The sequence below is a fragment of the Paenibacillus sp. JQZ6Y-1 genome, assembly GCF_040719145.1.
Classification (GTDB): Bacteria; Bacillota; Bacilli; order Paenibacillales; family Paenibacillaceae; genus Saccharibacillus; species Saccharibacillus kandeliae.
This window is the reverse complement of the sequence record NZ_JBFDUZ010000004.1, coordinates 371,240-381,921: the sequence shown is the minus strand read 5'-3', so window position 1 is coordinate 381,921 and position 10,682 is coordinate 371,240. Positions and strand designations below refer to the sequence as shown.

General features: G+C 44.2%; 12 protein-coding genes. All 12 read right to left on the bottom strand.

Features of this window, described 5'->3' with window-relative positions; translation table 11 throughout:
- Positions 1 to 171, bottom strand: a 171-nt coding sequence (locus ABXR35_RS20105) for a flagellin N-terminal helical domain-containing protein (RefSeq protein WP_495525205.1), incomplete at its 3' end; no start/stop codon positions are given.
- Between the two features lie 171 nt (positions 172 to 342).
- On the bottom strand, positions 343 to 588 hold the full coding sequence (gene csrA, locus ABXR35_RS20100; protein ID WP_367063828.1) for a carbon storage regulator CsrA: 246 nt from the start codon (positions 586 to 588) through the stop codon (positions 343 to 345).
- 2 nt (positions 589 to 590) lie between these two features.
- Positions 591 to 1,037, bottom strand: a complete 447-nt coding sequence (locus ABXR35_RS20095) for a flagellar assembly protein FliW (protein WP_367063827.1) — start codon at positions 1,035 to 1,037, stop codon at positions 591 to 593.
- Between the two features lie 92 nt (positions 1,038 to 1,129).
- Entirely contained in the window at positions 1,130 to 2,038 is a 909-nt protein-coding gene (gene flgL / locus ABXR35_RS20090) for a flagellar hook-associated protein FlgL (RefSeq protein WP_367063826.1), read from the bottom strand.
- Between the two features lie 21 nt (positions 2,039 to 2,059).
- On the bottom strand, positions 2,060 to 3,607 hold the full coding sequence (gene flgK / locus ABXR35_RS20085) for a flagellar hook-associated protein FlgK (RefSeq protein ID WP_367063825.1): 1,548 nt from the start codon (positions 3,605 to 3,607) through the stop codon (positions 2,060 to 2,062).
- A 15-nt stretch (positions 3,608 to 3,622) separates the two neighbouring features.
- Entirely contained in the window at positions 3,623 to 4,129 is a 507-nt protein-coding gene (locus ABXR35_RS20080) for a flagellar protein FlgN (RefSeq protein WP_367063824.1), read from the bottom strand.
- A gap of 3 nt (positions 4,130 to 4,132) precedes the next feature.
- Positions 4,133 to 4,420, bottom strand: coding sequence for a flagellar biosynthesis anti-sigma factor FlgM (gene flgM, locus ABXR35_RS20075; protein ID WP_367063823.1), 288 nt, complete (start codon positions 4,418 to 4,420; stop codon positions 4,133 to 4,135).
- A 345-nt stretch (positions 4,421 to 4,765) separates the two neighbouring features.
- A complete protein-coding gene (locus ABXR35_RS20070; RefSeq protein WP_367063822.1) occupies positions 4,766 to 5,179 on the bottom strand; it encodes a TIGR03826 family flagellar region protein in 414 nt (137 codons plus the stop codon).
- Positions 5,180 to 5,447: 268 nt separating this feature from the next.
- A complete protein-coding gene (locus ABXR35_RS20065; RefSeq protein WP_367063821.1) occupies positions 5,448 to 6,374 on the bottom strand; it encodes a ComFC family protein in 927 nt (308 codons plus the stop codon).
- Entirely contained in the window at positions 6,371 to 8,587 is a 2,217-nt protein-coding gene (locus tag ABXR35_RS20060) for a helicase-related protein (RefSeq protein ID WP_367063820.1), read from the bottom strand. The genes ABXR35_RS20065 and ABXR35_RS20060 overlap by 4 nt, the downstream gene beginning before the upstream one ends.
- 150 nt (positions 8,588 to 8,737) lie before the next feature.
- A complete protein-coding gene (locus tag ABXR35_RS20055) occupies positions 8,738 to 9,463 on the bottom strand; it encodes a response regulator transcription factor (protein WP_322906498.1) in 726 nt (241 codons plus the stop codon).
- A 13-nt stretch (positions 9,464 to 9,476) separates the two neighbouring features.
- Entirely contained in the window at positions 9,477 to 10,628 is a 1,152-nt protein-coding gene (locus ABXR35_RS20050) for a sensor histidine kinase (protein ID WP_367063819.1), read from the bottom strand.
- Positions 10,629 to 10,682 lie beyond the last annotated feature (54 nt).

Sequence of the window (10,682 nt, the reverse complement as noted above, 5' to 3'; positions counted from 1 at the left end):
ACGAATTTGACCGCGCATCGATTCAGAGATCGACAGACCCGCTGCATCATCTGCTGCACGGTTGATACGCATACCGGAAGACAATTTCTCCATACTTTTACTTGAAGAAGCACTGTTCAGGTTCAGGTTACGCTGAGTGTTTAAAGCTGCAATATTGTGGTTGATAATCATGTTATTATTTCCTCCTTGAAGGTACGTTCCCACATCCATGTGGTTTATTTTGGCGATTCAGCGGGTCGATCGCACCCGCCTTACCGCTCTATTATATATATCGTCCCTACGCACGATTTTGTTTATAGCATTTTTACATTTTTTCCATAAAACTAATATTGTTTTATAGGATCAAGCATCTTTCTGGCTGGACAACTGACTTTGCTGCTTTTTCCATTGCTCCAGTAATTCAGGTCCTACTGCAGCATGCTGATTGCTCAACTGGATAGTCTCATACACTTCTTTACGATAAATATCGATGTTTTTAGGCGCAGCTATCCCAATTTTGATCGTATCGGCGTCAACGGACAGAACAGTAATTTCAATTTGATCATCAATAATGATGGATTCGCCTTTTTTACGCGAGAGTACGAGCATACTTACAACTCCTCCTTCGTCTGTTTGGTCGTCTGAGACTGTAATGGATGCTTGGTTGTATAGGGCGTATTTTGCAAAATAATCTGTTTGGCTTGTTGTTGTTCTACGTTAAAGATGATCGGTGCAGCCAAATTCATCGTAATTTTCTCGGATTGCGTATGCCAGGTTACAATACAACGCACAGCAACATGTTGCTCATCATTGATCTCCAACTCTTCCTGTACATCCTGTGGCAGTTCAAATTCATATTGTGGAAAGAATACAAATGGATCGACCATAATGAAGCTGATGCGAGGATTGTCAGCCGCTTGCAGCAGACTAAACGATTCGTATTGTGGTATCACCGTATACTGATTGAGTTCAGGAAACCCAGGGATTCCCTTGGCAAAATGATAATTGCTCTCTTCCAGTGTCGTTGTATGATCGGGCGAAATGGATGAATTGGACATAAATGCGTAATCCTCCTTATTTTCAAGAAAAGGCTACGGACAGAGGTAGTCCATAGCCTTTTAAATTTACCTTTATGGTTTATATTGTAAGTTTAACTCAAGAAATTAACAAGAGACATCTTCATAACAGACGCAGAAGTTTGCAGTGCTGCTTGATAAATGGTCTGTGCTGTTGTGGTTTTGATCAACACATCGGAAATATCAGCATCTTCTACATTGGATTGCAGTGTAGTTACATTCAACTCACGATCTTCCAAACGGCTTTTCACCAATTCTACACGGTTGGTTTTAGCACCGACTTCAGAACGGGCAGCAGACATTTTGGTAGCTCTGCTCTGGATATTATCTAGTTCGCTGCTAACGGTGGTGGAATCTCCACTATCCATAGCAGTCGTCAAACGATCCAGAATCGAGAACACGTTATCTGTTTCGCTGGTGCTACCAAAGAAGTCATTACCACTCGTACTCACGCCCAGTGAAACTTGCTCACTAATTCCATATGTGATGGAGCCAGTGTCCGTTTTGACATTGGAATAGCTCGTTACAGAATCAGACAGCTCATACGGCTTAACCTCAGACTGCTGACCATTAAAAATATACTTACCAGTCAACTGACTGTTACCAATATCGACCAGCTGTTTTTTCAGTTCTTTCAGCTCATCACTAACCGCAGTCAGACCGCCCTTTTCAGTCGTGCCTGTACTTGCCTGTGTGGTCAATTCTTTGATACGGGTCATAATATCGCCGGCTTGACCCATAACTGTATCGGAATAATTAAGCCAACTCTCAGCATTATCCGTGTTGGTTTGATATTGTTTGTTCGAGTTTAGCTCAGCGCGATAACGTAGTGCATATGTGGTACCAACCGGATCATCCGATGCTTTGTTAATTCGTTTTCCTGTTGCCGATTGATTGCTTAGATTATTCATCGTATTCAGGTTGTTATTCAGGTTACGCAAGTTCTGGTTGGACATCATCGTTGAGGTAATACGGATTGCCATATGAAATCTACTCCTTATTTATTAAAGTCCAACTCTGCCCGTGCTGTTAATCAAACGATCCAGCATTTGATCCATCGTTGTCATGAAACGTGAAGCAGCAGTGTAAGCATGCTGAAATTTGAGCAGATCCGTCATTTCTTCATCCAGTGAAACGCCGCTGATCGATTGACGACTGGAATCCACCTGATCGGTTAATGTCTGTGCATTGGTCGATTGACGTGTTGCTTCTTGGGAATCGACCGCCAGCTGACCTACGACACCGTTAAAATAATCCTGAATCGTTGTTGGCGTACTGCCGCCAAAGTCCATTTTATTTCCTTTTAACTCCGACATGATCAAAGCAAGTCCACCGTTACCGGCAACCACTTTCTCGTTGGTTCCTGTACCTGTCGTACGGAGAGAGAAAGCAATTTTGCTTGGATCACTCTGAAGTGTTGTATTCAATGTGATATTGCCTGCAGTAATCGTGCCACTGCCGTCAGAAGAACTGAAGAAATCTCCACCAGCTTCGCCTGAGCTATTGTAGCCCAGTTTATGCAAACCGTTGATTCCGTTTACGGTAGTCGTTAGATCGGAAGTCAATGTACGGTTGCCCGCTGCATCGGAATAGGTGACACCGTTCAGTACGGTTCCTTCAGGAATCACCGAACCCGCTGGCAAAGTTACAGTAACTGCACCATTTGCGATTGTATTCGCCAATTGATCCAGTTGTGATTTTTGCTCCGCCACGTACTGATCGCGTGAGTATAACAACCCGTGAATTTCTCCACCGTTCAATGTTCCATTCTCATAAGCTGTCTGTACACCTGCCGCTGTAAGCGCAGTTACTGTACCTCCAGTTACAACCTGTTGTCCACCAAAACTCACTTGATAACCTGTGCTCAGTTCAGTCACCGATACATTGCCATATTTGGACAGCTGATCGATAGCGTAATCGCGCTGATCACGAAGGTCATTGGCGTCATTGCCCTGAGCTTCGATTTTCATAATATTTTGGTTCAGTGTTCCTACTGTAGATAGCAGGGAGTTGGCAGTCGATACATCCAGCCCTACGCTGGACGTCAGATCTGTACTCATAGTATCCAGTTGCTTGCTCATCTGATTCATTGCATCGGTCAGAGCAAGTGTATTCTCTTTTAAGACCTTTTGGTTGGTTGTGCTTTGCGGGTCGTTACTAAGGCTGGACCATGCTGTCCAGTAGTTGTTCAATACCGTTTGCAAACCAGTATCTGAAGGTTCGTTGATGATCGTCTCCAGCTTACTCAAACTGTCCGCTTTAACACTCCAGCTTCCTTGGGAAGCATTCTCATTACGGTACTGGGTATCCAAGAACATGGAACGAACACGCTGAATCGAGGTCGCCTCCACACCTGTACCGAGCTGACCGGAATTGGTCGAGTTGCGGAAGGCCACTGCTTCCAGAGGATTAGTGGCACTTGTATGTACCACCTGCCGCGAATAACCGGCTGTATTTGCGTTAGCAATGTTATGCGAAACTGTGCTTAAAGATGTCGTTGTAGTGCTCAGACTTCGGCGAGCCGTCTCAATGGAATGAAATGTTGATGTCATATGATCCTCCTAATATTAACCTCGTGTATCAAATAATCCGGAGCGAGTAGCGCCATATGCTTTTTCAGCCGGATGTTGGTAAGTTGCTTCCTGTTCCGGAACAAGCGTCATCATTTCCAATGAAAGGTCCACATAATCCAAAGCCTGTTGAATGAGCTGTTTATTCAGGTCATTAAGCTGTTGGAACTGCTGCAGGGTATTGAACAGTTCGGAGCTAACATCCAGCAGTTGTTGTTTCTCCGTAGGATCAAATACAAGGCGAGCCAACTCGGCAAGGTTCAAACGAAGTTTGGACTTAATGCCTCTGTCCAACAGAAAAGCGTATACCAGCTGCTCGCGTTCCTGTTCTTGTTGTCCGATGTGCTTGGCTACTTTGGATTCCTGATTCATAATAGCAATCAGTTCGTTCACATTGTTTTTGATTACGGCCTGCTTTTTGTTTTCTCCCAGTTCAATCATTTGCAGGTGACTTTCATTCAGTTCTTTTAATTTGGCCACCAGCGGCTGCACAGTTCCACTCATTGATTAATTCCCCGTTCCTTTTAAGAAAGGCAGCAGCTTGTCTGCCAGGGCTCCTGCATCTACTTGATACGTCCCTGCAGCTACTTGCGCTTTCAGACTTTGGATTTTTTGTGCGCGTTCTGCATTAGCAGACGCTTGCGTTGCATTGGCTTGCAGCATTTCCATAGCTTCCGGCGAGATGGATACTTCGTCTTTACGATTCGCTTTCTTATCGTTCGTTGCGGCTTTGGCTTCTGCACTGCGTTGATATGGGTTAATTGCACCTACACGTTGTGTATCGTTAATTTTCATGGTTTTTTACACACTCCTTAGTAAATTTGAGAAAGAGTTCCTACTTCGTGTTGTCATAAGCGTCGGGAAGGTGGACCATCTTTTCAAAATTAGGAAGTCCTTTTAGGATAACAGGAAGGTTGGGTGATAGTCGGAATAAGTAGGTTCCTGATATCATTAAGGCAACCGAATTTGTTGTTACTAAGATTATCGACCACTTTTACATCAATTTTTATAGTCTTAAAGTGGTTAATTACGAAGTAATTTTTTTCGTTTCTTAAGTCCCATTCCTGCACAGCTATGCAAGCTTTAACACTCTGATAGTACTAGGAAATGTCGTTATTTGACTAGGAATAGGAAATATTTCTAGTCTTTTCGGAATTTGTCGACAATTCGGTATGCCCCTTGGTTCTTAGTACCGTGTTCTTCCTTCTGTTGTTCTGGCTCCTGATACGCATGGCGAATATCTTTCGTTAAACGCGATCGGCAGGAATCGCACATATTGCCTTCACGGATGACCGTTCCGCATACTTCGCATGCATACCCCATATTCGGCGCATTGGCGATGGAGATACGTCCTTCGCGGATAAACTGAGTAATCTGCTTAATCGGTACTTCGGTAGCTTCAGATAGCTCCGTAATAGTAGCCCCTCTGTTTTGACGCAGATAATGATTGCAATCCTCGTACTGACGTTCAATTTTCTTAATGCAGTCACTGCACATTCCTCTGAGATTCAATACATACAATTTGCCGCATTGAGGACAGTTTCCTAAGTTCATTGCTAATTGCCTCCTGTCATTCTGTACAATCTATATGGCCCAGCTTCACAGTTATTAAATAAGATGTCTTTATTTATATCGTAAACTAACGTGCATTTTATTAGTGTTATATGTTAAAATTGTGAGATTTGCGTGTCTGCGTATACGATAGTCTTTAAATTGTCATACGTTTTCCTACCGCAATGTATAGTATCGATACATACAGAATGACTATATTAGGATCAATATAACAACGACGCGGTGGAATGAACATCCATGCCGTGCACTATCAAGAGCGCGCACACGTAAGCGAAAAGATTGCGAGCTGCTCCTGTCGCTGTGCACTCTCTAACAAGGCGGAGGCACAGCTATTGATCGTACTTCCTGTCGTATAAATATCATCGATAAGCAGTAGCTGCAATGGTCGCGGCGACTGCTTTTCTTTTATAGGACCTAATAGGAAGGTATTTTGCAATGCTTTTGCTAAAGATAGAGGACGAGATGCTAAACCTCTGGACAAAGGTAGAACATGAGCTCCACGAGAATAACAGTGTTCATTATCCTGATTCTGCTGCCATCGTGCAAGCCAGTCATTTGCCTCTGGTAAACATGAAAAGATGCCTTGCACATTGCGCAGCCTTCCAGCACGTCCCTGAGAGCTTTGTTTATCTGTGTGGCGGTTGCGCTGCAATAAGGGCAAGCATGGAATACGTAGCTTGTCTGCCAGCTGCTGTGCCATTACCTGCGCCTGATCAAATCCGCGACTTTGTAGCCGATCCGCACTCGCAGGCACCCAAGTAATCAAATCCGGTTGCCAGAAACGGTTATAATGCAACGACAACTCTGTTTGCATACGGTAATATCCATGCTCCATCAGAACACCAAACAATCCGGCATATCGTTCATTGCCGCGATATTTATATTCTGCCAGCCATTGCCGAATGTCCGGTGTATAGGATACAGCACTACGATTCAGCATAAATGAGCGATAGGCAAATGGTGTCCTCCGACAGTCTGGGCAGATTTCCGCTCTACCACATACGCTGCATTTGAGATCTATAATCCATGGAATGCTTGCTGCACAGATTGAGCACAGACCCGGATATGCACCATAGGAAGTCATTGTACGATGGCACGCGATGCAATCATCATGTTGTGGTTGCCAGATGGTCTGCCATTGCCGCTGCATAAATGAGAAAATATTCCTGACTCTCATTTTATATAGCCCTCCCTGCGCGCCACCTTATTCATCAGTCGGATTTGCCGAATGGCTTCCTGTTGTGAATGCGTTCGTTCGGTAGCGGCGAATACAACCTTGCCTGCTGGATCTTCTTCAGAGCGCCCAGCACGTCCTGCCATCTGAATCAAGGCAGCTGTTCGATATACGGAATGATTGGCTTCTATTATATATACGTCGCTCTGAGGAACCGTAACCCCTCGTTCCAAAATCGTCGTTGTAACCAGCACACGAATATGCCGCTCACGAAATGCTATCACTTTTTCAGCACGAGATTCATCCTGTGAGGAGGTTCCTGCCACCATTACATGAGGAAAATGATATTGGATGAGAGCGACCATATCTACAATCCAATCAATCCGTGGAACAAACCAGAAAATTTGAGCATCGCGTGCAATAGAATGCTGTAACTTGCTCATCAAGCTATGCGGAATGCTTCGCTTTTTCACCCAGTAGGAAAATGGAGCCATCTTCAACCAATAGGGAACAGGCAACGGATGACCATGAAAGCGTGAGGGGACTTTGGCGTGTGATAGTGTACCTGCTTTGATTTGTCGTTGTAATGCTGTAGAAGGTGTCGCTGATAAATAAACAAATTTTCCTGTCGGCAGACACACTTGGCTTGCCGCATAATGCAGCATAGGATTCCCTTCATATGGGAAAGCGTCGATTTCATCAATAATAACTAGATCAAATGCTGCTGTATAACGAAGCAATTGATGCGTCGTCGCAATCACAATCTGCCCTTCCTGCCAGCGCTGCTCGCTGCCACCGTAGAGTACAGTTACCGCATACGTTGGGAATGCTCTGCTAATACGTGGTGCCAATTCCAAAACAACATCGCGTCGTGGTGTAGCAATCAAGACACGTCCCTGCTGTCGAAGCATATAATCAACTAGCGGAAATGTCATTTCCGTTTTACCAGCTCCAGTAACTGCCCACATCAAAAACCGTGGCTGTGAGTGAACATAATGTTGTTCTGCCCGGTCTTGCAATGAAGAATCAGTAAGCTGCTTGTACTCTAAAGGAATAGATCTACGATTATGTATCGCTGAATATTTGTTTCTTACTATACTCATGCTTTTATATAGGAAGGCTTCGGGCTGAGTAGATAAGCGGTCTTGTAAAAATAATAATGCTTTTCCAGCTGCCTGTGCTTGCGGTATGCTCAATCCCCAATTGTGCTGAAGTTGTTGCAATGTTTCACGGGAAACATGACTTGTAAGCTTCACTGTCACAGGCTCTTTCAAATCGGAAGTAGCTTCCTTTGATAAAATAGGAGGACGCACAGCTTGTAAGATAATGCCACATTCTCGACTCCGCCCCATATTCAGACACTCTTCACAATATCCGCAAGACGATGAGCCGCAGCTGGCACATGGGGTATAACGTACTCTCGTACTATTGCAGCGGCGACAACGGATAGATTGATCGGTAGAAGGCTGTGATGATGGAGCTTGTGCTGATATAGTAGCTAACTGTTGCTTCAAACGTTCTACTAATGATATAGGCATAGCAGATTGTTGTTGAGGATAGACTGCACTTAGTATACGGATCTGCTTTTGTAAATAAGCGAGCTGCACACAACTACGCCAGCTGGTCAAATAAGGCGACTGACGATCTTCCAATAAACGTTGAAATTCTGGTATGAGTAAAGAACGTCCGTTGAGCAATCCGGTAATCGAAATCGCACCACAGACCAGCTGGCGCTTTACTGCTGCATCCAGCATATTCCCCTTTCGCACATCAGCACTGCTTGTTGTATGTAGTTTATTCTCTTTCAGCTCACCAGCGCTTGTTGCATGCAGCCTATTTTCTTTCAGCTCACCAGCATCGCTTGTATCCAGTAATCTTTGTCCTTCTGATGTATAGCCCTCGTCCCTTTGCCATAAAAGAATAGGCGTTGCGTTCATATTGTTCATAAGCGGTTCACGATCACCGGAATACGAAAAAGCCAAATTTGCAAATATATGCAGACTATCTTCGTACGATTTACGCTTCAGCATCCGCCTCTGCTGCAATCCCCATCCCGCCGGAATGTCCGTAGCAATAAGCCAGATGCGCTGTATATCTTTCTCTCTTCTGTTTCCAGCTACCCACCATAACAGATCCACTCGCATATCCAGCGAAATCTCAATCTGAATGTCCTGATCATATTCTATTCTATATAGATGTAATTTCGTCGTGCTCACCTCATCGTCTGGCATATGCCAATATGTAGCATATGCACATAAAATAAAAAAAGCACACTCTTCCTGAATAGGAAAAGTGTGCTTCACTTGTTGCTTACAGTATGAACGCATTACAGACGGCAAGCAATACCGGAGTTGCGTAGTTTGAGATTACAGTGTTACCCAACCATGCTTGATGGAGTTAATAACAGCCTGTGTACGATCGTCCACTTCCATCTTCTGCAAAATACTGCTGACATGGTTTTTGACTGTTTTTTCACTGATAAACAGGTATTCCCCGATCATTTTGTTGCTCTTACCTTCCGCCATCAAACGCAATACTTCAGCTTCGCGGCGGGTCAATGGATTATCGTCACCAGCTACAAATTTCACGCCAGTATCGCCATTGTTGTTGTTGTCTGCCAATGTACCCGTTTCATTCACATATGTCATGCGGCGCAATTGCTGAATCAGCTTACCTGTTACTTTAGGATGGATATAGGCATGACCTTCTACCACCGAGCGAATGGCATTCACCAGAGACTCAGCTTCCATATCCTTCAGCAGGTAACCAGAGGCACCTTTACGCAGCGTTTCAAACACATAGCTCTCATCGTCATGGATCGACAGAATGATAACCTTAATATCTGGGAAAAGCTCACGCAATTTCTCAGTTGCTTCTACACCGTTCTCGATTGGCATATTGATGTCCATCAAGACAACTTCTGGTGGAGTGTGGTTACAGAACTCCAATACTTGAATCCCATCTCCACATTCGCCAATGACCTCTAGATCATCCTCCATATTAAGGATGCGCTTTAGACCTTCGCGGAACAGTTGATGATCATCGGCCAGCAGTATTTTAATCTTTTTAGAGCCGTAATCATGGTTTTCCATCCTGTTACTCCTTTCACTTTTCCACATTCGTTGGAATATGAATCACAATTTTTGTCCCCTGATTTTCAGCAGATTCGATCTCCATTCTGCCGTCAAGCAATTCGACGCGTTCACGCATACCAATCAGACCAAAATTATTATGGTCTTTGGTGCGCTCTTCTACTTTTTCCAGATTAAAGCCCTTTCCGTTATCTTCAACGGTTAGCTTCACAATCTGGGCCTGGAATGTAATGATGACTGTTACATACGTAGGCTCGGCATGCTTAGAGGCATTTGTTAGCGCCTCCTGAACCAGGCGATAGATAGCAGCTTCCATGGCGGAACTAAGCCGGTATTCCTTGCCTCTGGTTTCAAAAATGGATCGGATTCGAGTTTTATCCTCATAATCCTGCACATACTTCCGCAGAGTTGGAATAAGCCCCAGATCATCAAGGGCCATCGGTCTTAAGTTAAAGATGACTTTTCTCATTTCTTCTAAGCTGGAACGCACTTGCGCTTTTAAATCTATTATTTCGTCTCGGACCATTGAATAATCCTGCTTTGCAATCATTCTTTCTACAATTTCGGTCCTAAGAACTAGATTTGCAAGCAATTGTGCAGGTCCATCATGGATTTCACGGGAAATACGCTTACGCTCATCTTCCTGCGCCAAAATAATTTTGAGGCCGATCAGCTGCCGATTTTTGGCTGATTCAATAATGCGTGTTACCTGATTCAGCTCACCGGACAGATATTCCAGTACAACCCCCATCTGCGAGCCAATCGTTTCGGCTCGCTCAATGGAGTTTTCTACATTCTTCACCCGTTTTTGCAAATCGTCGCGGCGGGCTTTCAAATACATTTCTTTTTCCCGATATATCATCAGATCAAGCTGTAGCTGAGTCGCCTTTTCGTAGGCTTGCTTGATATCTTCTTCATTATACCGCACAAAGTCACGACTTACCTCAGTTAGTCTGATTCGGGAACTGCGATAACCGACTTCGAGCTGATCCACCTTCTCGATTGTCTCTGCCGTTTCTCGCAATACCAATTCCAGTTCGGTATTAAGTGACAACAGCTCGCGACGAGACGTGTCCAGAATCTCGAAGATCTGGTATTTGCTGTTTTCCATTACGTTTGTCGCGTTCTTAATGACGTGATCTATCGCATCAGCGTGGAACTCCACTTGATCTTCTCCATTTCTGTAAGTCATTTATAATGATACTTTTATATCATATTA

What these genes read in the sequence shown, in the direction of transcription:
- ABXR35_RS20055 (WP_322906498.1), bottom strand. Translation starts at nt 9,463, where the DNA reads ATGGAAAACCATGATTACGGCTCTAAAAAGATTAAAATACTGCTGGCC.
- flgM (WP_367063823.1), bottom strand. Translation starts at nt 4,420, where the DNA reads ATGAAAATTAACGATACACAACGTGTAGGTGCAATTAACCCATATCAA.
- ABXR35_RS20065 (WP_367063821.1), bottom strand. Translation starts at nt 6,374, where the DNA reads ATGAGAGTCAGGAATATTTTCTCATTTATGCAGCGGCAATGGCAGACC.
- csrA (WP_367063828.1), bottom strand. Translation starts at nt 588, where the DNA reads ATGCTCGTACTCTCGCGTAAAAAAGGCGAATCCATCATTATTGATGAT.
- ABXR35_RS20095 (WP_367063827.1), bottom strand. Translation starts at nt 1,037, where the DNA reads ATGTCCAATTCATCCATTTCGCCCGATCATACAACGACACTGGAAGAG.
- ABXR35_RS20070 (WP_367063822.1), bottom strand. Translation starts at nt 5,179, where the DNA reads ATGAACTTAGGAAACTGTCCTCAATGCGGCAAATTGTATGTATTGAAT.
- flgK (WP_367063825.1), bottom strand. Translation starts at nt 3,607, where the DNA reads ATGACATCAACATTTCATTCCATTGAGACGGCTCGCCGAAGTCTGAGC.
- ABXR35_RS20080 (WP_367063824.1), bottom strand. Translation starts at nt 4,129, where the DNA reads ATGAGTGGAACTGTGCAGCCGCTGGTGGCCAAATTAAAAGAACTGAAT.
- flgL (WP_367063826.1), bottom strand. Translation starts at nt 2,038, where the DNA reads ATGGCAATCCGTATTACCTCAACGATGATGTCCAACCAGAACTTGCGT.